The organism is Pseudomonas aegrilactucae, assembly GCF_019168305.1.
Classification (GTDB): Bacteria; Pseudomonadota; Gammaproteobacteria; order Pseudomonadales; family Pseudomonadaceae; genus Aquipseudomonas; species Aquipseudomonas aegrilactucae.
In genome coordinates this window covers 42,870-64,013 of sequence record NZ_JAHTBI010000031.1, presented here as the reverse complement: position 1 = coordinate 64,013, position 21,144 = coordinate 42,870, and the positions used below count along the sequence as shown (strand labels likewise).

At 63.8% G+C, this 21,144-nt stretch carries 17 protein-coding genes and 1 pseudogene; 3 read left to right on the top strand and 15 right to left on the bottom strand.

The features are described from left to right. Positions 1-57: 57 nt before the first annotated feature. From KUO17_RS09590 to KUO17_RS09580, 3 genes and pseudogenes are all read right to left on the bottom strand, one after another. Positions 58-417: a DNA polymerase III subunit chi gene (locus KUO17_RS09590; RefSeq protein ID WP_217975276.1), complete on the bottom strand. Its 360-nt coding sequence runs from the start codon at positions 415-417 to the stop codon at positions 58-60. A gap of 2 nt (positions 418-419) precedes the next feature. Further along, on the bottom strand, positions 420-848 hold the full coding sequence (locus KUO17_RS09585) for a DNA polymerase III subunit chi (RefSeq protein ID WP_217975274.1): 429 nt from the start codon (positions 846-848) through the stop codon (positions 420-422). A gap of 50 nt (positions 849-898) precedes the next feature. Then, a pseudogene (locus KUO17_RS09580) lies at positions 899-2,393 on the bottom strand (leucyl aminopeptidase). 293 nt (positions 2,394-2,686) lie between these two features. Here KUO17_RS09580 and lptF point away from each other — a divergent pair. Both lptF and lptG read left to right on the top strand, forming a co-directional pair. Further along, the gene (gene lptF, locus KUO17_RS09575) at positions 2,687-3,802 is read left to right on the top strand and encodes an LPS export ABC transporter permease LptF (protein WP_217975272.1); all 1,116 of its coding nucleotides are present in this window, start codon (positions 2,687-2,689) and stop codon (positions 3,800-3,802) included. Further along, positions 3,795-4,856 carry an LPS export ABC transporter permease LptG gene (gene lptG / locus KUO17_RS09570; RefSeq protein WP_217975270.1) on the top strand — a complete coding sequence of 354 codons (1,062 nt, stop codon included), beginning with the start codon at positions 3,795-3,797 and terminating at the stop codon, positions 4,854-4,856. The genes lptF and lptG overlap by 8 nt, the downstream gene beginning before the upstream one ends. Positions 4,857-5,023: 167 nt before the next feature. On the opposite strand, the gene KUO17_RS09565 is transcribed toward lptG, so the two are convergent. The 12 genes from KUO17_RS09565 to arcD (KUO17_RS09510) form a co-directional block, all read right to left on the bottom strand. Then, positions 5,024-5,512 carry an RDD family protein gene (locus KUO17_RS09565; RefSeq protein ID WP_217975268.1) on the bottom strand — a complete coding sequence of 163 codons (489 nt, stop codon included), beginning with the start codon at positions 5,510-5,512 and terminating at the stop codon, positions 5,024-5,026. 97 nt (positions 5,513-5,609) lie between these two features. Beyond that, positions 5,610-5,822, bottom strand: a complete 213-nt coding sequence (locus tag KUO17_RS09560) for a cold-shock protein (RefSeq protein WP_007934683.1) — start codon at positions 5,820-5,822, stop codon at positions 5,610-5,612. A gap of 327 nt (positions 5,823-6,149) precedes the next feature. Beyond that, positions 6,150-7,274, bottom strand: coding sequence for a glycine cleavage system aminomethyltransferase GcvT (gene gcvT, locus KUO17_RS09555; RefSeq protein WP_217975266.1), 1,125 nt, complete (start codon positions 7,272-7,274; stop codon positions 6,150-6,152). A gap of 29 nt (positions 7,275-7,303) precedes the next feature. After that, the gene (locus KUO17_RS09550; protein WP_217975265.1) at positions 7,304-8,680 is read right to left on the bottom strand and encodes an L-serine ammonia-lyase; all 1,377 of its coding nucleotides are present in this window, start codon (positions 8,678-8,680) and stop codon (positions 7,304-7,306) included. 110 nt (positions 8,681-8,790) lie between these two features. Beyond that, complete coding sequence (gene gcvP, locus KUO17_RS09545) at positions 8,791-11,646, bottom strand: aminomethyl-transferring glycine dehydrogenase (RefSeq protein WP_217975264.1); 2,856 nt, start codon at positions 11,644-11,646, stop codon at positions 8,791-8,793. Between the two features lie 9 nt (positions 11,647-11,655). Continuing rightward, positions 11,656-12,039 carry a glycine cleavage system protein GcvH gene (gene gcvH, locus KUO17_RS09540; protein ID WP_217975263.1) on the bottom strand — a complete coding sequence of 128 codons (384 nt, stop codon included), beginning with the start codon at positions 12,037-12,039 and terminating at the stop codon, positions 11,656-11,658. Between the two features lie 275 nt (positions 12,040-12,314). Beyond that, complete coding sequence (locus KUO17_RS09535; protein WP_217975262.1) at positions 12,315-13,823, bottom strand: sigma-54-dependent transcriptional regulator; 1,509 nt, start codon at positions 13,821-13,823, stop codon at positions 12,315-12,317. A 178-nt stretch (positions 13,824-14,001) separates the two neighbouring features. Beyond that, the gene (locus KUO17_RS09530; protein WP_217975261.1) at positions 14,002-14,361 is read right to left on the bottom strand and encodes a DUF5064 family protein; all 360 of its coding nucleotides are present in this window, start codon (positions 14,359-14,361) and stop codon (positions 14,002-14,004) included. Positions 14,362-14,418: 57 nt separating this feature from the next. Further along, the gene (gene arcC / locus KUO17_RS09525) at positions 14,419-15,348 is read right to left on the bottom strand and encodes a carbamate kinase (RefSeq protein WP_217975260.1); all 930 of its coding nucleotides are present in this window, start codon (positions 15,346-15,348) and stop codon (positions 14,419-14,421) included. A 52-nt stretch (positions 15,349-15,400) separates the two neighbouring features. Next, positions 15,401-16,411, bottom strand: a complete 1,011-nt coding sequence (locus KUO17_RS09520; protein WP_217975259.1) for an ornithine carbamoyltransferase — start codon at positions 16,409-16,411, stop codon at positions 15,401-15,403. Between the two features lie 69 nt (positions 16,412-16,480). Next, complete coding sequence (gene arcA, locus KUO17_RS09515) at positions 16,481-17,737, bottom strand: arginine deiminase (protein ID WP_217975258.1); 1,257 nt, start codon at positions 17,735-17,737, stop codon at positions 16,481-16,483. A 32-nt stretch (positions 17,738-17,769) separates the two neighbouring features. Next, complete coding sequence (arcD, locus tag KUO17_RS09510; protein ID WP_217975256.1) at positions 17,770-19,197, bottom strand: arginine-ornithine antiporter; 1,428 nt, start codon at positions 19,195-19,197, stop codon at positions 17,770-17,772. Positions 19,198-19,639: 442 nt separating this feature from the next. Between arcD (KUO17_RS09510) and arcD (KUO17_RS09505) the strand changes: the two genes are divergently transcribed. After that, positions 19,640-21,067, top strand: coding sequence for an arginine-ornithine antiporter (gene arcD / locus KUO17_RS09505; RefSeq protein ID WP_217975254.1), 1,428 nt, complete (start codon positions 19,640-19,642; stop codon positions 21,065-21,067). The last annotated feature ends 77 nt before the right edge of the window (positions 21,068-21,144 follow it).

The following is a 21,144-nucleotide window of genomic DNA, read 5'->3' as shown; positions in this document are numbered from 1 at the left end:
GCTGGACCCTGTGGGAGCTGGCTTGCCAGCGAAGCGGGTCGAAGGCCCGCCGGTTCATTACGAATGCTGGTTCAACAACCGCTCCAGCCGCGCATCCAGCCGCCGCTTGATCTCGTTTTCGATATGCGGGGTAAAGTCGTTGATCACATCCTGCATGATCAGTTGCGCGGCTGCACGCAACTCGCTGTCCAGGTGCAGCAGGGTGTCCTGGCGGCGCGCCTGCGGGTCGGACTCGGCGGCAGGTGCAGGTGCAGCCACGGGCACCGGCTCGGCAGGTTCCAGCAGCAGCGGAATCTGCTCATCGACGGTGTCGGTCAGCAAGGGGGGCTCCAGGGAGTCGTCACCCAGCAACTGGCGAATCGATTCCAGGTCGTCCAGCAAATGCGCGGATTTGGGCATGGGGGCAGGTTTGTCCATCATCAGAGTCGCTGTAAACGGTGGTCTTGCAGAGCATAGCCCTGTTCGCGGTAGAAACGGAAACTGTCCCGCGCTGCCGCGCGAATCGCCGGCTCCTCGACCACGATCTCGGCGATGCGGGCAAAGCGCCCGGCGAACGCAGGCACCTTCAGGTCCAGGTTGACCAGCAGGTCCTGGTGGCTGCCCGGGTCATCACCCAGGCCCAGGGCCACCGCCGCGTCGGGGTCGTCTTCGGCCGTGCTGTGCGGTACGAAGGCCTCGCCCTTGAACGCCCACAGGCGTGCGTCCAGTGCGTCGCGCTGGGCTGCGTCGCTGCAGTTCAGGTACACCCGGTGGCCCAGGCGCCAGGCCTTCTCGCAGAGTTTGCAGGCGAAATCCAGCCGCGCGTCGGGCGCGGGGCTGGGCAGAATATAGAAGTCGACTTTGCTCATCGGGGGGCAGGCCCGCCGGTTACGCCCTCAAGCGTAGCCGGCGCAGCACCTCAGGCGTTGGCGCGATCGAGCAGGTACTGGGTCAGCAGCGGTACCGGGCGGCCGGTGGCGCCCTTGTCCTTGCCGCCGCTGGTCCAGGCCGTACCGGCGATGTCCAGGTGCGCCCAGTTGTAGGCCTTGGCAAAGCGCGACAGGAAGCAGCCGGCGGTGATGCTGCCGGCTTTCGGCCCGCCGATGTTGGCGATGTCGGCGAACGGGCTGTCGAGCTGCTCCTGGTACTCATCGAACAGCGGCAGTTGCCAGGCGCGGTCGTCGGCGCGCTTGCCGGCGTCCAGCAGTTGCCCGATCAGGTCGTCGTTGTTGCCCATCAGGCCCGAGGTATGGCTGCCCAGGGCGACGATGCAGGCGCCGGTCAGGGTGGCGATGTCGATCACTGCCTGTGGCTTGAAGCGTTCCACGTAGGTCAGCGCATCGCACAGCACCAGGCGGCCTTCGGCGTCGGTGTTGAGGATTTCGACGGTTTGCCCGCTCATGGTGGTGACGATGTCACCCGGGCGGCTGGCGCCACCGCTGGGCATGTTCTCGGCACAGGCCAGCACGCACACCAGGTTGATCGGCAACTGCAGCTCGAGCACGGCACGCAGGGTGCCGAACACGCTGGCCGCGCCGCCCATGTCGTATTTCATTTCATCCATGCCGGCGCCGGGCTTGAGGCTGATGCCGCCGGTGTCGAAGGTGATGCCCTTGCCCACCAGCACGAACGGTTTCTCGCTCTTCTTGGCGGCGCCTTGGTAGCTCAGCACGATCAGGCGTGGCGGCTGGTCGCTGCCTTGACCCACGGCGTAGAACGCGCCCATGCCCAGGTCCTTGATCTTCTTCTCGTCGTGCACCTCGACCTTGAGGCCCTTGAACTCCTTGCCCAGTGCCTTGGCCTGTTCGGCCAGGTAGCTGGGGTGGCAGATGTTCGGCGGCAGGTTGCCCAGGTCACGGGTGAAACCCATGCCGTTGGCAATCGCGGTGGCGTGCTTGACGGCGCGCTCGACCTCGGCCAGGCCGGCCTTGTCGGCGAGCAGGGTGATTTTCTTCAGGGCAATCGGCTCGGCCTTCTTGCTCTTGTAATGATCGAATACATAGTGACCATCGAGCAGGCTCTCGGCGAGCAGGCGGACTTTGCCGTAGTGGGCATCGCGGCCGGTCACGGCAACATCACCCAGGGCCAGTGCGGCGTCGCTGCCGGCCAGGCCCTTGAGCACGTTGAGCACGCTGGCAACTACTTTGCGCCAGCTGCGGTCGCCCAGTGCATCCTTGCCCACGCCCACCAGCAATACGCGCTCGGCTTTCACGCCTGGCAGGCCCTGCAGCAGCAGGGTCTGGCCGACCTTGCCGGCCAGGTCGCCGCGCTTGAGGACGGCGCTGAGCGCGCCGTTGCTGGCTTCGTCGATGGCCTTGGCGGTGGCGCCCAGGGTGCGACCTTCACCCACGGTAAGGACCAGGGTGGCGGTTTTCAAGGATGCTGCGGCTACGCTTTTTTACAACCAATTCCATGTCAGGGTCCCCGAATGAACTGTCAGTGCGCGGTGTCTGTGCACGCGCTGTAAGCGGCCTGGCGGCACCGTTGTGCGCCAGTCATAAAGCGCCCAGTTTGAGCCTGCGGCGGGCGCGCTGACAACCCCGGGATGAAGCATTGCACGGCGCCAAGTGACAGGCACGGTCATTCACAGGATAATGCGCGCACTTTTGTCCGGGTTCGCCTTCGCCATTGGCGAATCGGCAACTATCGTGGTTGCAACGTTTTCCTTGTTCGGCTGTCCGAGCCTGACAACCCAGGAGTGTCTGGTTTGATCGTCTTCCGTTATCTGTCCCGCGAGGTCCTGGTGACCTTGAGTGCCGTCAGCGCCGTGCTGCTGGTCATCATCATGAGCGGGCGCTTCATCAAATACCTGGCCCAGGCGGCGCAGGGCATGCTCGATCCGGGCGTACTGTTCCTGATCATGGGCTATCGCCTGCCGGGCTTCCTGCAACTGATCCTGCCACTGGGGCTGTTCCTCGGCATCCTGCTGGCCTATGGGCGGTTGTACCTCGAGAGCGAGATGACCGTGCTCTCTGCCACCGGCATGAGCCAGCAGCGCCTGCTGGGCATGACCATGGCCCCGGCCACGCTGATCGCCGTGCTGGTGGCCTGGCTGAGCCTGAGCCTGGCGCCCCAGGGCGTGACCCAGGTGGCGCAGATCATCAACCAGCAGGACGCACTGACCGAGTTCGACACCCTGGTGCCGGGCCGCTTTCAGAACCTGCGCGACGGCTCGCGGGTGACCTACACCGAACAATTGTCGGACGACCGTGCGCACCTGGCGGGGGTGTTCATCTCCGAGAAGCGCCTGTCCCAGGACAAGAGCAAGGACCGCGGCATTTCCGTGCTGGTCGCCGAAAAGGGCCGCCAGGAAGTGCAGGCCGACGGCAACCGCTACCTGATCCTTGAGAACGGCTACCGTTACGACGGCAACCCGGGCCAGGCCGACTACCGCGCCATCAAGTACGACACCTATGGCGTGCTGCTGCCCAAACCTGAAGTCAGCGAGGAAATCACCGAGCGTGAAGCCATCCCGACCTCCGAACTGCTGGGCAGCACCGCATTGCGCGAACGTGCCGAGCTGCAGTGGCGCATGTCGCTGCCGCTGCTGGTGTTCATCGTGACCCTGATGGCGGTGCCGCTGTCGCGGGTCAACCCGCGCCAGGGCCGTTTCCTCAAGTTGCTGCCGGCGATCCTTCTGTATATGGCTTACCTGACGATTCTGATTGCCGCTCGCGGCGCCCTGGAGAAAGGCAAGTTGCCGATTGGCCTGGGGCTGTGGCCGGTGCACGGGCTGTTCCTGCTGATCGGCCTGGGCTTGATGTACTGGGAGCCGCTGCGCCTCAAACGTGCCAGCCGTCGTGCGGAGGTGGCCCGTGGCTAAGCTAGACCGCTACATCGGCATGAGTGTGTTCATGGCCATCCTGGCCGTGCTGGGGATCATCCTCGGCCTGGCCTCGCTGTTCGCCTTCATCGACGAGATGAGCGATATCAGCGACACCTACACCTTGGCCGAAGCTGCCAGCTTCGTGGTGCTGACCGCACCGCGCCGGCTCTACGACATGCTGCCGATGGCCGCGCTGATCGGTTGCCTGATCGGCCTGGGCAGCCTGGCCAGCAACAGCGAACTGACCATCATGCGCGCGGCCGGGGTGTCCATCGGGCGTATCGTCTGGGCGGTGATGAAGCCGATGCTGGTGCTGATGCTGGCCGGTGTGCTGATGGGCGAGTACCTGGCGCCGCTGACCGAGAACAAGGCCCAGGCCGATCGTTCGCTGGCCCAGGGCGGAGGCGAGGCGCAGAGTTCCAAGCGTGGGCTGTGGCACCGTCAGGGCGACGAGTTCGTGCACATCAACACCGTGCAGCCCAACGGCCTGTTACTGGGTGTGACGCGCTACCGCTTCGACAACGAGCGGCACATGTTGACCTCCAGTTTTGCGCGTCGTGCGCAGTACAAGGACGACCACTGGGAACTCAAGAACGTGACCACCACCTTTTTCCGTGGCGATCACACCGAGGTCATCAAGAACGCCGAAGAGCGCTGGGATGTGGCCTTGACCCCACAACTGCTGAGCACCGTGGTGCTGGCACCTGAGTCGCTGTCGATCACCGGGTTGTGGGACTACATCCACTACCTGTCCGACCAGGGCTTGAACAATGCGCGTTACTGGCTGGCGTTCTGGACCAAGGTGCTGCAGCCGTTGGTCACTGCGGCGCTGGTGTTGATGGCGGTGTCGTTCATCTTTGGTCCGCTGCGTTCGGTGACGCTGGGGCAGCGGGTGTTCACCGGTGTGCTGGTGGGCTTCGTGTTCCGCATCGCCCAGGACCTGCTGGGCCCGTCGAGCCAGGTGTTCGGCTTCCCGCCGCTGCTGGCGGTGGTGATACCGGCGGCGATCTGTGCGCTGGCGGGTGTGTGGTTGCTGCGCAGGGCAGGCTAGCGTTTACCCCTGGACAGCAAAAAGCCGACCTCAGGGTCGGCTTTTTTATTGGGCTGGCTGTGCCGCCCCCTTCGCTGGCAAGCCAGCTCCCACAGGTACAGCAGTGCTCTTGAGGTCACTGATATCCCTGTGGGAGCTGGCTCGCCAGCGAAAGGGGCGCCGCCGATCTACTTGCTGCGCTTGGGTATCCGCACCAACTGCGTCTCTGAATACATGTCATGCCAGGCCCGCTTCTGCTTGTCCACCAGCGACCACACGAACCCCGCCCCCAGGCACAACCACGACGCAATCGACACCACGAAGCGCAACAGCGCCTGCCACAGGCTGATCGCGCTGCCATCGGCGTTCTGCACCCGAATGCCCCACACCTGCATGCCCAGGGTCTGCCCGCCATGGGTCCAGAACTTGGCGAAGAAGCCGAACAGCATGAACAACAGGATCGTCGACAGCAGCGGGTCGCCATCCAGCGCGCCGGCCTCGGTCAAGGCGCGCATGCGCGTCTGGCCGATGATCGCCATCTGCACCATCTTGTACACCAGGGTGGTTACCATCAGCAGCGCGGTGCACAGCAGGAAGTCATAGAACATCGCGGCCAGGCGACGGCCCAGGCCAGCCGCGGGGAACTCGCCCTGCGGTTGTAGAAGTTGCTTGGGCATGCGCTCAGGCTCCAGGTGACAAAGCGCCCATTCTACGGAATTGCACGCACAAAAAAGCCCCTGCCGTTGCCAGCAGGGGCTCTTTTGTTGATGAAGATCAGCCTTCGGCTTGAACTTCGTCAGCCTGCATGCCTTTTTGGCCTTGCACGGCAACGAAGGTCACTTTCTGGCCTTCTTTCAGGCTCTTGAAGCCGTTGCCCTGAATAGCGCGGAAGTGTACGAACAGATCCGGACCGCTTTCTGGAGTGATGAAACCAAAACCTTTCTCGTCGTTAAACCACTTGACGGTGCCGCTCTGACGTTGGGACATTGTCTTATTTCCTTTGGAACTTAAAATTAATAACAGTTTCTTTCAATTGAAAGAGTACTGGGCTGGGTTGCAGGAAAGTAAGAGACGTCGAACGGGTTGTAGCAACACTCAGCGCTACTGCCCAGGTCACGAACCATAGCGACCCATGCAAACACAGTGGAGTGAATCTACACTCATTCCGATTGCAAAAACAAGCCCCGCAGAGCTCCGGTTGACGGGGCTTCGCGGTTTTCCCCGAGCGTGTTTGCAGGCCATGTCCTGATACTGTTCGAACGTTGTAAAACGCGTTCGAAAACGAATATCCCGAACGCGTCATGACACTTTGTTTCAACCTCGATAGTAGCGTTGTGCAACGAATGGCATCTTGCTCACTTGCATCGCCACACGCTTGCCCCGCACGATCGCCCACACCGGTGTATCAAGTGCACTGAAGGCAGTGTCGACATACCCCATGGCCACCGGGCCGCCCAGGGTCGGCCCGAACCCGCCGCTGCACACCTTGCCTATCGTGTTGCCAGCCTGGTCGACGATCTCGGCGTCCTCACGCACCGGGGTGCGCTCCTGCGGCAGCAGGCCGACGCGTTTGCGCGCAACACCTTGCTGCTGATCGGCGAAGATCGCCTCGGCACCCGGGAAGCCACCTGCACGCGTGCCATCGGCACGACGTACCTTGGACATGGCCCACAGCAGGCTGGCTTGGACAGGGGTGGTACTGGCGTTCATGTCATGCCCGTACAGGCACAGGCCGGCCTCCAGGCGCAGCGAGTCGCGTGCCCCCAGGCCGATGGCGGCCACTTCAGGTTCTGCCAGCAGGCGACGCGCAAGGGCCTCGGCACTGGCGCTCGGCACACTGATCTCGAAGCCGTCTTCACCGGTGTAGCCCGAGCGGCTCACGTAGCAGTCCGCGCCCAGCAGTTGCACCGGCTTGAACTGCATGAAGGTCATGCCGGCCACGTCGGGGGCCAGGCGCTCCAGCACCTTGACCGCCGCCGGGCCTTGCAGTGCCAGCAGGGCACGTGCCTCGAACAGCGGCTCGATCGTGCATTGCGCGCCGATGTGCTGGCGCAGGTGGGCCAGGTCCTGGTCCTTGCAGGCGGCGTTGACCACCAGGAACAGTTCGTCGTTGCCCAGGTTGGCGACCATCAGGTCATCGAGGATGCCGCCCTGTTCGTTGGTGAACATCGCATAGCGCTGCATGCCCACCGGCAGGTCGATGATGTCGACCGGTACCAGGGTTTCCAGGGCCTTTGCCGCGCCGGCACCGACCAGGCGAATCTGGCCCATGTGCGACACATCGAACAATCCGGCCTGCTCACGGGTGTGCAGGTGCTCCTTCATCACCCCCAGCGGGTACTGCACCGGCATGTCGTAGCCGGCGAACGGAACCATGCGTGCGCCCAGTTCCAGGTGCAAGGCGTGCAGCGGGGTGTGCAGCAGTGTTTCGGTGGTCATTGATGACTCCTTGTAGAGGCTTGAGGTGGTCAGCACTCGATGATGTTGACGGCCAGACCGCCGCGGGCGGTCTCCTTGTATTTGCTTTTCATGTCGGCGCCGGTCTGGCGCATGGTGCGGATGACCTTGTCGAGCGAGACGAAGTGCTGGCCGTCGCCGCGCAGGGCCATGCGCACTGCATTGATCGCCTTGACCGAACCCATTGCATTGCGCTCGATACAGGGCACCTGCACCAGCCCGCCGATCGGGTCGCAGGTCAGGCCCAGGTTATGTTCCATGCCGATCTCGGCGGCGTTTTCCACCTGCTGCACGGTGCCCCCCATGACTTCGCACAGGGCGCCGGCGGCCATTGAGCAGGCCACCCCGACCTCACCCTGGCAGCCCACTTCGGCGCCGGAAATCGAGGCGTTTTCCTTGTACAGGATGCCGATGGCGGCGGCGGTGAGCAGAAAGCGCACCACGCCGTCCTCGTTGGCACCGGTGATGAAGCGCATGTAGTAGTGCAGCACGGCCGGCACGATGCCGGCCGCGCCATTGGTGGGCGCGGTGACCACGCGTCCGCCGTAGGCGTTTTCTTCGTTGACCGCCAGGGCATACAGGTTGACCCAGTCCAGCACCGACAGCGCGTCGCGCAGGCTGGCCTCGGGATTGGCGCACAGCTGGCGGTAGAGGGCGGCAGCGCGACGCTTGACCTTGAGCCCGCCGGGCAGGATGCCTTCGTTGCGACAGCCCGCCGCGACGCAGTCCTGCATCACCTGCCAGATCTTCAGCAGGCCGCTGCGGGTCTCGGCCTCCGGGCGCCAGGCGGCTTCGTTGGCCAGCATCACCTGGCTGATGCTCAGGCTGTGCGTGGTGCAGTGGCCGAGCAGTTGCCTGGCGGTCTTGAAGGGGTAGGGCAGCACGGTGCTGTCTTCGACGATGCGGTCGGCGCCGGCTGCGCCTTCGTCGACCACGAAACCGCCGCCCACCGAATAGTACTCGCGGCTGCGCACCTGCAGGCCGGCGCTGTCGAAGGCGCGAAAGATCATGCCGTTGGGGTGGAACGCCAGCGGTTTGCGGATCATCGCCAGGTGATGTTTTTCGTTGAAGCCGATGGTGTGTTGGCCCAGCAGGTCGAGCTGCCCGCTGCTGCGGATGGCCTGCAGGCGCGCCGGGATGGCGTCGGTGTCGACACTGTCGGGGTGCTCGCCTTCGAGGCCGAGCAACACCGCCTTGTCGCTGCCGTGGCCCTTGCCGGTGGCGCCGAGCGAGCCGTACAGCTCGACCTTGACGCTGGCGGTGCTGGCCAGCAGGTCGTCGCGGCGCAGGCCCTCGGCGAACCGCGCGGCGGCGCGCATCGGGCCGACGGTGTGGGAACTGGAGGGGCCGATGCCGATCTTGAACAGGTCGAAGACGCTCAGTGACATGGTCGTACCCTCGAATCAGATGAAAAGCTTCGCTGGCAAGCCAGCTCCCACAAGGATCAAGGTGAGCCTGTGGGAGCTGGCTTGCCAGCGAAGGGGCCCGAGAGCCGGACTCAGGCGTCCTGATAGCTCTCGATCGACGGGCAGGCGCACACCAGGTTGCGATCGCCAAACACGTTGTCGACACGCCCCACAGGCGGCCAGTACTTGGCCTCCACCAGCGATGCCAGCGGGTACACCGCCTGCTGCCGGCTATAGCCGTGGGTCCATTCGCCTGCCAGTTCGGCGGCGGTGTGCGGGGCGTTCTTGAGCGGGTTGTCGTCCTTGTCCAGGCTGCCGTTTTCCACCGCGCGAATCTCCTCGCGAATGCAGATCATGGCGTTGCAGAAACGGTCCAGTTCTTCCTTGGCCTCGCTCTCGGTCGGCTCGATCATCAAGGTGCCGGCCACCGGGAACGACATGGTCGGTGCATGGAAACCGAAGTCGATCAGGCGCTTGGCCACGTCGTCGACGCTGATGCCGCTGCTGTCCTTGAGTGGGCGCAGGTCGAGAATGCACTCATGCGCTACCAGACCGTTGCTGCCGGTGTACAACACAGGATAGTGCTCTTCCAGGCGACGGGCGATGTAGTTGGCGTTGAGGATCGCCATCTGCGAGGCACGCTTGAGGCCGGCGCCACCCATCATGCGAATGTACATCCAGGTGATCGGCAGGATGCTGGCACTGCCGAACGGCGCTGCGCACACTGCGCCCTGCTTCTGCTCGAGCTGCGCATGGCCTGGCAGGAACGGCGCCAGGTGCGCCTTGACGCCGATCGGGCCGACGCCCGGGCCGCCGCCACCATGCGGGATGCAGAAGGTCTTGTGCAGGTTCAGGTGCGACACGTCGCCGCCGAACTTGCCCGGTGCGCACAGGCCGACCATGGCGTTCATGTTGGCGCCGTCGATGTACACCTGGCCGCCGTTGTCGTGGATGATCGCGCAGATCTCGCCGATCGCTTCCTCGAACACGCCGTGGGTGGAGGGGTAGGTGATCATCAGGGCCGCCAGGTGCTCGCGGTGCTCGATGGCCTTGGCCCGCAGGTCGTCGATGTCGACGTTGCCGCGCGCATCACAGGCGGTGACCACCACGCGCATGCCGGCCATGTGGGCGGTGGCCGGGTTGGTGCCGTGGGCCGACGAGGGGATCAGGCAGATGTCGCGGCGCGCGTCGTCACGGCTCTGGTGGTAGGCACGAATGGCCAGCAGGCCGGCGTATTCGCCCTGGGAGCCGGCATTGGGTTGCAGCGACACGGCGTCGTAGCCTGTGGCCGCGCACAGCATGGCTTGCAGCTCGTCGGTCAGTTGCTGGTAACCCTGGCTCTGTTCGGCTGGTGCGAACGGGTGCAGGTTGCCGAACTCGGCCCAGGTCACCGGGATCATCTCGCTGGCGGCGTTGAGCTTCATGGTGCACGAGCCCAGCGGGATCATGGTGCGGTCCAGCGCCAGGTCCTTGTCGGCCAGTTTGCGCAGGTAGCGCATCAGCTCGGTTTCGCTGTGGTAGCGGTTGAACACCGGGTGCTCGAGAATCGCCGACTGGCGCAGCAGGGCGGCCGGCAACTGCGCAGGCGTGCTGGCGGCCAGGGCGCTGAAGCCGGGTACGGCCTGGCCGTTGGCGAACAGCTGCCACAGGGCCTCGACATCGGCCGGGGTGCTGGTCTCGTCCAGCGACAGGCCCAGGTGCGCGGTGTCGATATGGCGCAGGTTGAGCTGGCGCGCGCGGGCCTGCTCATGCAGGGCGGCGGTGGCGCTGCCGGTGGCCAGGGTCAGGGTGTCGAAGAAGGCGGCGGTCTGCACACTGACGCCCAGCGCCTTGAGGCCGCTGGCCAGGATCGCGGTCAGCTGGTGGGTGCGCTGGGCGATCTGCTTGAGGCCCTGCGGGCCGTGGTATACGGCGTACATGCTGGCGATGTTGGCCAGCAGTACCTGCGCGGTGCAGATGTTGCTGGTGGCCTTCTCGCGGCGGATATGCTGCTCGCGGGTCTGCATGGCCAGGCGCAGTGCGGTCTTGCCGAAGCGGTCGATCGATACGCCGACCAGGCGGCCGGGCATGTCGCGCTTGAATGCGTCACGGGTGGCGAAGTACGCCGCGTGCGGGCCGCCAAAGCCCAGGGGTACGCCGAAACGCTGCGCACTGCCGATGGCCACGTCCGCGCCGAATTCGCCCGGCGGGGTCAGTAGGGTCAGCGCCAGCAGATCGGCGGCCACAGCCACCAGGGCATTGGCGGCGTGCAGGCGTTCGACCAGTTCGCGGTAGTCGAACACCTCACCGTTGCTGGCCGGGTATTGCAGCAGCGCGCCGAAGAAGGTGCTGACGTCGCCCAGTTCGCGCTCGTCGCCCACCACCACCTCGATACCCAGTGGCTCGGCGCGGGTGCGCAGCACGTCGAGGGTCTGCGGGTGGCAATGCACGGAGGCGAAGAAGGCGTGGCTGCCCTTGTTCTTGCTCAGGCGCTTGCAGAAGGTCATGGCTTCGGCGGCGGCGGTGGCTTCGTCGAGCAGGGAGGCGTTGGCGATCGGCAGGCCGCTGAGGTCGCTGATCAGGGTCTGAAAGTTCAGCAGCGCTTCCAGGCGGCCCTGGGAGATCTCGGGCTGGTAGGGGGTGTAGGCGGTGTACCAGGCCGGGTTTTCCAGCAGGTTGCGCAGGATCGGCGCCGGCGTGTGGGTGTTGTAGTAACCCTGGCCGATGAAGCTCTTGAACAGCTGGTTGTTGCCGGCGATGGCCTTGAGCGAGGCCAGCGCATCGGCTTCGCTCTGCCCGTCGCCCAGGCCCAGCACACTGGTGCCCTTGATGCTGTCGGGGATCACGGCGGCGCTCATGGCCTCCAGCGAGTCGAAGCCGAGGGTGGCGAGCATCGCGTGCTCGTCCGCCTCGCGTGGGCCGATATGGCGGGCGATGAATTGGTTGGCAGTGCCGAGGTTGATGGTCATGGTGGTTCCTCAGGCGTCAGCGTTGGCTTTGATCAGGCGGTCGTAGGCATCCTGGTCGAGCAGTTGCGCAACCGCGCCGGCGTCGGCCGGGATGAAACGGAAGAACCAGCCTTCGCCCAGCGGGTCTTCGTTGACCCGCTCGGGGCTGTCCTGCAGCAGTTCGTTGACCGCTACCACCTCGCCGGTCAGGGGCATGTACACGCCGCTGGCGGCCTTTACCGATTCGACGGTGGACGCTTCGGCGCCGGCATCGTAGGTTTGCAGTTCCGGCAGTTGCACATACACCACGTCACCCAGCGCATTCTGGGCGAAGGCGGTGATCCCGACCGTGACGCTGCCATCGGCTTCGGCACGCAGCCATTCGTGATCTTCGGTAAAACGCAACTCGCTCATGGAAACTCCTCAGGGATGCGGGACGGCTTGCCGCGTGCGGCAAAGCCTGAATCTGCTATCTCCCTAGCAATTTCGTGGCCATTTAATAAAAGTTCTTATAAATCAATTTCTTAAATAATACTTGAATCGATCTTGATACCCGTGTGTAGCGAAATCGTTACACCTGGTGTGCGCTGAAAAAGCCCACAGGGATCAAAACCTTGCACCTGAGCTGTGAAAATGGCGTGTATCGAAATCGATACGCTGTAGCGTTTTCAGTACGCTAGAGGTCGCTTTCAGCCCTTGTCGGGGATGCCGTACTTGCGCAAACGATGAGCAATGGCGGTGTGGGAGGTCTGCAGCCGGCTGGCCAGTTGGCGAGTGGAGGGGTAACTGACATAGAGCTTTTCCAGCAGGTTGCGCTCGAACGCCTCCACCGCCTGCTCCAGGCTGGCCACTTCACCATCGTGTTCACGCGCCACCGACGTACCGGCGATGTCCAGGTCGCCGATGTCCACCAGGCTGCTCTCGCAGATGGCGGCCGCGCGAAAGATCACGTTCTGCAACTGGCGCACATTGCCTGGCCAGCGGTTGCCCAGCAGCGCCGGGTAGGTACCGGGCGCCAGCCGGCACAGCGGGCGCTGGATCTGCGTGCAGGCGTGCTGCATGAACGCACGCGCCAGCATCAGGATGTCCTGGCCACGCTCGCGCAGCGGCGGCACTTCCAGGTTGAGCACGTTCAGGCGGTAGAACAGGTCTTCGCGAAAGGTGCCCTCGGCGACCATTTTTTCCAGGTCACGGTGGGTGGCGCTGAGGATGCGCACGTTGACCTTGACCTCGCGATCGCCTCCCACCCGGCGAAAACTGCCGTCATTGAGAAAACGCAGCAGCTTGGCTTGCAGGTAGGGCGACATTTCGCCGATTTCATCGAGAAATACCGTGCCCTGGTTGGCCAGTTCCATCAGGCCCGGCTTGCCGCCGCGCTGCGCACCGGTGAAGGCGCCGGGGGCATAGCCGAACAGTTCACTCTCGGCCAGGTTCTCCGGCAACGCCGCGCAGTTCAATGCCAGGAAAGGCGCACTGTGGCGGCTGCTGATGGCGTGGCAGGCGCGGGCCACCAGTTCCTTGCCGGTGCCCGTCTCGCCATGGATCAGCAGCGGCGCGTCGAGGGCCGCGACACGCAGCGCACGGGCCTTGAGGGTACGGATCGGCGGCGAGTCGCCAAGCAGGGCGTCGAAGCCTTCGGCGTGGTCATGGTGCAGGGCCGACAGGCGTTCACCGATGCGGTTGGCCTGGTACAGGGTCAGCAGGGCACCGGCATTGGTGATCGGGGTGGCGTCCAGCAGCAGGGTCTGGCCATTGAGGGTGACCTCGCGCAGCGGCAGGTGAAAGCCCTGCTCGATCAGCGCATCGAGCAACTGTGGATCACCGAACAGCTCACCTACCGAGCGACCTTCCGGCTCCTGGCCGCACAGCGCGATCAGCGCGGGGTTGGCCAGCAGCACGTGGCCGGCGCCGTCCAGTGCCAGCACCGGGTCGCTCATGGCGGCGAGCAGGGCATCGAGCTGCAGGTGGCGGCGCTGGCCGGGGAGGATGTCGACGACTTTCACGCTTTGCACGCCGTGCACGTTGAACAGCGCGTCGTGGAGTTCTTCGAGCACGTCGGGGCTCAGGGTGGGGGCGTCGATGTAGACGTTGGGCGGCACCATCTCCACGGCGTCCAGGTTGAGGTGACGGGCGCCGAGCAGGGCCAGCACTTCCTGGGTGATGCCGACGCGGTCGATGAAGCTGACGTGGATACGCATGGGGGGAGGTTCTGGCTTGCCGGGGTGGCAAGTATGCCTTGGCGAGTGCTTTGCGGTCGAATCGCGGGTCTGCTATCGGCTGATCTGGCCCCTTCGCTGGCAAGCCAGCTCCCACAGGGTTGTGTGGTGTTTGCAAAACCCTGTGGGAGCTGGCTTGCCAGCGAAGGGGCCAGCCCTGCTAGCCGAGGTGTTCGGGCTTGACCGGGTCACCCGACTTCACGTCGAGCTGTGCGCGCACATCCTCGAACATCTGGTCGTAGACCTTGTGCATCGAACCGATGCTGGCTGTCTTGGGCATACCGTACTTGTGAGCAATGTTCGTAGCAGAGCGGGCAAAGTCGAACGCCTGATCCTTGGGCAGAAAGAAGACCTCCTTGAGGTCTTTGCCCTCGATCGAGCCATGCATGGTGAACTGCATGCCTTTCCCTTCCTTGGGGTCCTGGACGACTTCGTAGTCGATGCAAAGGTTGTAGCTGTGGTCGTCCTTGGTCAGCGCATGGCGCTCGATGTGCAAATGACCGGGAGTGAAAGTGGCCATGGGCGGGCTCCTCTGGAAGGTTGAAACGGGCGGACCTGCAGATCCGCCCAAACTGCATCAACGGTAGTCGATTCCTGGCTTGGCGGTGCTCACGCGCGTGCCTGCCGTACCTTTTACAATCTCTTCGATATCAGCCAGCGAGCCGATCACCGCGACCTTGCCGGTGTGGCGCGCAAAGTCGCACGCGGCCTGTACTTTCGGGCCCATGGAGCCGGCCGCGAAGCCCAGGCGCTCCAGTTCGTCCGGATGAGCCTGGGCGATGGCTTTCTGGCTCGGCGTGTTGAAGTCGACGTAGGCCGCGTTCACATCGGTGGCGATCACCAGCAGGTCGGCGTCCAGCTGTTCGGCCAGCAGCGCCGAGCACAGGTCCTTGTCGATCACCGCCTCGACGCCTTTGAGCTTGCGGTCGGCATCGTACAGGGTCGGGATGCCGCCACCCCCGGCACAGATCACGATACTGCTCTTTTCCAGCAGCCATTTGATCGGGCGGATCTCGAAGATGCGCTTGGGTTTGGGGCTGGCCACCACGCGGCGATACTTGTCGCCGTCGGCCTTGACCACCCAGCCTTTTTCCTTGGCCAGACGCTCGGCTTCTTCCTTGCTGTAGACCGGGCCGATGAACTTGGTCGGGTCTTTGAAGGCTGGGTCGTTGGCGTCCACTTCAACCTGGGTGAGCAGGGTGGCGAAGGGCACCTCGAAGTCCAGCAGGTTGCCCAGCTCCTGCTCGATGATGTAGCCGATCATGCCTTCGGTTTCGGCACCGAGCACGTCCAGCGGGTAGGCTTCTTCGGGCTTGTAGGATTGCGCCTGCAGCGACAGCAGGCCGACCTGGGGGCCGTTGCCATGGGCAATGACCAGCTCGTTGCCGGGGTGGATCTTGGCGATCTGCTCGGCGGCAACGCGGATGTTGGCGCGCTGATTGTCCGCGGTCAGCGGTTCGCCACGGCGCAGCAGGGCGTTGCCGCCCAATGCAACAACGATACGCATGATGATGTCCTTTGGTGTAGACAGGCGCCGGCCATGCCGGCGCCTGTCGGGATTACAGGTCGGCCAGGGTCGACACCAGGATCGCCTTGATCGTGTGCATGCGGTTTTCCGCCTGCTCGAAGGCGATGCACGCCGGCGACTCGAACACGTCATCGGTCACTTCGATGCCGTTGGCCAGGTGCGGGTACTGTTCGGCAATCTGCTTGCCGACCTTGGTGTCGCTGTTGTGGAACGCCGGCAGGCAGTGCATGAACTTGGTGCGCGGGTTGCCGGTGGCCTTCATCAGGTCGGCGTTGACCTGGTAGGGCAGCAGTTGCTGGATGCGTTCGCCCCAGGCTTCGACCGGCTCGCCCATCGAGACCCACACGTCGGTGTGGATGAAGTCGACGCCCTTGACCGCAGCTTTCGGGTCTTCGGTCAGGGTGATGCGCGCACCGCTTTCCTCTGCGTACTGCTTGCAGCGTGCCACCAGGTCGTCATGCGGCCACAGCGCCTTGGGCGCGCAGATGCGCACGTCCATGCCCAGCTTGGCGCCGATCAGCAGCAGCGAGTTGCCCATGTTGTTGCGCGCGTCGCCCAGGTAGGCGTAGCTGATGTCGTGGATCGGCTTGTCGGCATGCTCGCGCATGGTCAGCACGTCGGCGATCATCTGGGTGGGGTGGTACTCGTCGGTCAGGCCGTTGAACACCGGCACGCCGGCGAACTTGGCCAGCTCTTCGACGATCTCCTGCTTGAAGCCTCGGTACTCGATGGCGTCGTACATGCGCCCGAGCACGCGGGCGGTGTCCTTCATGCTCTCCTTGTGGCCGATCTGCGAGGAGTTGGGGTCGATGTAGGTGACGTTGGCGCCCTGGTCATAGGCGGCCACTTCGAAGGCGCAACGGGTGCGGGTCGAGGTTTTCTCGAAGATCAGCGCAATGTTGTTGCCCTTGAGGTGCTGCTGCTCGGTGCCGGTGTACTTGGCGCGCTTCAGGTCGCGGGACAGGTCCAGCAGGTAGCGCAGCTCGCGCGGGGTGTGGTGTTCCAGGCTCAGCAGGTTGCGGTTGTGAATGTTGAACGCCATGAGGATGCTCCTTGGGTGCGGTGATCGGCCCGGCCGGCGCCTTGTGGGCGCGGCCGGGTGATGGTCGTTTCAGTAGTCGATAGGGTCGCGGACGATCGGGCAGGTCATGCAGTGGCCGCCGCCACGCCCGCGCCCCAGTTCGCCGGCACTGATGGTGATCACCTCGACACCGGCCTTGCGCAGCAGGGTGTTGGTGTAGGTGTTGCGGTCGTAGCCGATGACCACGCCCGGCTCCAGCGCCACCACGTTGTTGCCGTCGTCCCACTGCTCGCGCTCGGCGGCGAAGCTGTTGCCGCCGGTTTCAACCACGCGCAGTTGCTTGAGGTTGAGCGATTCGGCGACCACGTCGAGGAACGACTTGTTCTCGCGGCGCACGTCCATGCCATAGGGCTTGCTGCTGTCGGCGCGAATCACGAACGGCACGATTTCCTTGACCACTTCGGGGAAGACCGTGACCAGGTCGCGGTCGCAGAAGCTGAACACGGTGTCCAGGTGCATCGCGGCGCGGGATTTCGGCAGGCCGGCCACGACCACTTTCTCGACTGCGCCCTTGGCGAACAACGACTGTGCCAACTGGCCGATGGCCTGGCGCGAGGTGCGCTCGCCCATGCCGATCAGTACCACGCCGTTGCCGATCGGCATCACGTCGCCGCCTTCCAGGGTGGCATTGCCGTGCTCGGTGTCGGGGTCGCCGTACCAGACCTCGAAGTCGGCGTTGGCGAACGCGGGGTGGAACTTGTAGATGGCGGTGGTCAGCAGGGTTTCCTGGCGACGTGCCGGCCAGTACATCGGGTTGAGCGTCACGCCACCGTAGATCCAGCAGGTGGTGTCGCGGGTGAACTGGGTGTTGGGCAGCGGTGGCAGCAGGAAGCTGGAGTGGCCCAGGTAGTCGCGGTACATCTTGATCACGCTGGCGCCTTCGCTTTCAGGCAGGTCTTCACCGGCCACGCCGCCGATCAGGAACTCCGCCAGCTTGCGCGGCTCCAGGCCTTCGAGCCAGCTGCGCACTTCGTTGGTCAGGCCCACGCCGACGGTGTCGGGGGTGATCTTGCGGTCCAGGATCCACTTCAGGGCTTCGGGGTTCTGGATGGTCTCGGTCAGCAGGTTGTGCATCTCCAGCACTTCGATACCGCGCTCACGCATCTTGGTGACGAAGTCGAAGTGGTCGCGCTTGGCCTGGTTGACCCAGATGACGTCATCGAACAGCAGCTCGTCGCAGTTGCTCGGGGTCAGGCGCTGGTGCGCAAGACCCGGGGAGCACACCATCACTTTGCGCAGTTTGCCGGCTTCGGAATGTACGCCGTACTTAACTTTATCCGTGGACATGGTTCATTGCCTCCAAGTTGCGAATACGGGGGTTACAGGGTCAGGAAACCGTCGTACAGGCCATAGGCAGCCACCAGGGCGCCTATGACCACGGCGGCGAAGATCAGCTTCTCCACGTGGGTAAAAATCGGTTGGCCCATTTCACGCTTGGCCTTGGCGAACAGGATCACCCCAGGCGCGTACAGCAGGGCCGAGAGCAGCAGGTACTTCACGCCGCCGGCATACAGCAGCCAGAGGGCGTAGATCAGCGCGATGCCTCCGATGATCAGGTCTTTCTTGCGCTCGGCCAGGGCCTGCTCATAGGTTTCGCTGCGCAGCGCCAGCAGGAACGCGTAGGCCGCCGACCACAGGTAGGGCACCAGGATCATCGAGGTGGCGAGGTAGATCAGCGAGAGGTAGGTACTGGCCGAAAACAGCGTGATCACCAGGAAGATCTGCACCATGGCGTTGGTCAGCCACAGCGCGTTGGCCGGTACGTGGTTGGCGTTTTCGCGGCGCAGGAACTCCGGCATGGTGTGGTCCTTGGCCGCCGCGAACATGATCTCCGCGCACAGCAGCACCCACGACAGCAGTGCCCCCAGCAGCGAGACGATCAGGCCCACACTGATCAGCACAGCGCCCCAGTGGCCCACCACGTGCTCCAGCACCGCGGCCATCGACGGGTTCTGCAGCTTGGCCAGTTCCGGCTGGGTCATGATGCCCAGCGACAGCACGTTGACCAGCACCAGGAACAGCAGCACGGTGATGAAGCCGATGACGGTGGCCTTGCCCACGTCCGAGCGTTTTTCGGCGCGGGCCGAGAAGATGCTCGCGCCTTCGATGCCGATGAACACCCACACGGTGACCAGCATCATGTTGCGCACCTGGTTCATCACGCTGCCCAGGTCCGGGTTCATGCTGCCCCAGATGTCGGCGGTGAAGATGTCCAGCTTGAAGGCGAACAGGGTGATCAGGATGAACAGCGCCAGCGGCACGACCTTGGCCACGGTGGTGACCAGGTTGATGAAGGCCGCTTCCTTGATGCCGCGCAGCACCAGAAAGTGCACGCCCCACAGCAGCACCGAGGCACCGATGATGGCCGCCGGGGTGTTGCCTTCACCGAAGATCGGGAAGAAGTAGCCCAGGGTACTGAACAGCAGCACGAAGTAGCCGACGTTGCCCAGCCAGGCACTGATCCAGTAGCCCCAGGCCGACGAAAAGCCCATGTAGTCGCCGAAACCCGCCTTGGCGTAGGCATATACCCCGCCGTCCAGGTCGGGCTTGCGATTGGCCAGGGTCTGGAACACGAAGGCCAGGGTCAGCATGCCGATGGCGGTGATACCCCAGCCAATCAGTACGGCGCCGACATCGGCGCTGGCGGCCATGTTTTGCGGCAGCGAAAAGATCCCGCCACCGATCATGGAACCCACCACAAGTGCAACGAGCGCACCCAGCCGTAGTTTTCCGGGAGAGTCTGACATTGGATAACTCCATTCCAGGAGAAGAGAGACGCCAGAATAAATCCAGCAAGCAGAACAAGAGCTGATTCAGGTCAGTTCATGGGCACATTCCATTGTCGCGTGAATGACATAAAGAGCCGCCTCGCGATATTGTGCTGCTATCGCAGGAGCCTTGCGTGCTGTCACCTCCAGCCTCTTCTAGAGCTTCTGCTCTGAAAGGTTGCGAGAATTGACGCTAGCTGCTTTTACGGGGTTGGCAAATTTTTTCCGAGAAAAATTCTTATTTACTTGATGAAGTAGAAGGGGTGCGCAAAACTCACCATTTAGTTCGTCGTGTATAGACAGACTTGTTATGAAAGTTTGGTGTTTGAAAGCAATTAACTATAAACGTGCGGCACAGACTTATTAGTTGGGCTAGTGTGTAAGGCTGGGGTTACAAGTGTGCGCTGAAAAGGGGATTGGGATGGCCGAGTCAGGACACAAACTGCGCCTCGGCGCACTGATCGCGCTGGTGGTGGGTTCCATGATCGGGGGCGGGATCTTTTCCTTGCCACAGAACATGGCGGCGCGCGCGGATGTCGGCGCGGTACTGATTGGCTGGGGGATCACCGCGATCGGCATGCTCGCGCTGGCCTTCGTGTTCCAGACCCTGGCCAACCGCAAGCCCGAGCTGGATTCGGGGGTGTACGCGTATGCCAAGGCGGGGTTTGGCGAGTACATGGGCTTTTCCTCGGCCTGGGGCTACTGGATCAGTGCCTGGCTGGGCAACGTCGGCTACTTCGTGCTGCTGTTCAGCACATTGGGTTTCTACTTTCCGGTGTTTGGCGAGGGCAATACGCCGATCGCCATCGCCTGTGCCTCGCTGCTGCTGTGGGCAGTGCACTTTCTGGTGTTGCGTGGCATCAAGGAGGCGGCGTTCATCAACCTGGTCACCACCGTGGCCAAGATCGTGCCGCTGGTGATGTTCATCGTGATTGCCGCCATCGCCTTTCGCGCCGATATCTTTACCCGTGATATCTGGGGGCGGAGCAATCCGACCTTTGGCGGGGTGCTCGACCAGGTGCGCAACATGATGCTGGTGACGGTGTTCGTGTTCATCGGCATCGAGGGGGCCAGCGTGTACTCGGGGCGTGCGGCCAGGCGTTCGGACGTGGGCAAGGCCACGGTGATCGGGTTTCTCGGGGTGCTGGCGCTGCTGGTGCTGGTCAACGTGCTGTCACTGGGGGTGATGACCCAGCCGGAGCTGGCCGGGCTGCAGAACCCGTCGCTGGCCTCGGTGATGGAGCATATCGTCGGGCCCTGGGGAGCGTTGCTGATCAGCCTGGGGTTGGCGGTGTCGTTGCTGGGCGCGCTGCTGTCGTGGGCGCTGCTGTGTGCGGAGATTCTGTTCGCCACGGCACGGGACAAGACCATGCCGCGCTTCCTGACCCGCGAGAACGCCAATCATGTGCCGGCCAATGCGCTGTGGATGACCAACGGCATGATCCAGCTGTTCCTGCTGATCACGCTGTTTTCGGCCGGCACCTATACCAGCCTGATCTACCTGGCCTCGTCGATGATCCTGGTGCCGTACCTGTGGTCGGCGGCCTACGCGTTTCTGCTGGCGCTGCGTGGCGAGACCTATGCCGGGCACGCGGGGATGCGGCGCAAGGACCTGCTGGTGGCAGGGGTGGCGCTGGTGTATGCGGTGTGGCTGCTGTACGCCGGCGGGCTCAAGTACCTGCTGTTGTCGGCCTTGCTGTATGCGCCGGGGGTGCTGCTGTTCTACCGGGCCAAGCGCGAGCAGGGCCTGGCGTTGTTTAGCGGGTGGGAAACGCTGATATTCGCGGCGGTGCTGGTGGGAGCGGGGCTGGCGGCGTACGGGCTGTACAGCGGGGTACTGAGCCTCTGAGTGTGGGTGCCTGTACCGGCCTCTGCGCTGGCAAGCCAGCTCCCACAGGTTCTCCACTGTTCTTGAAGACAGTGATG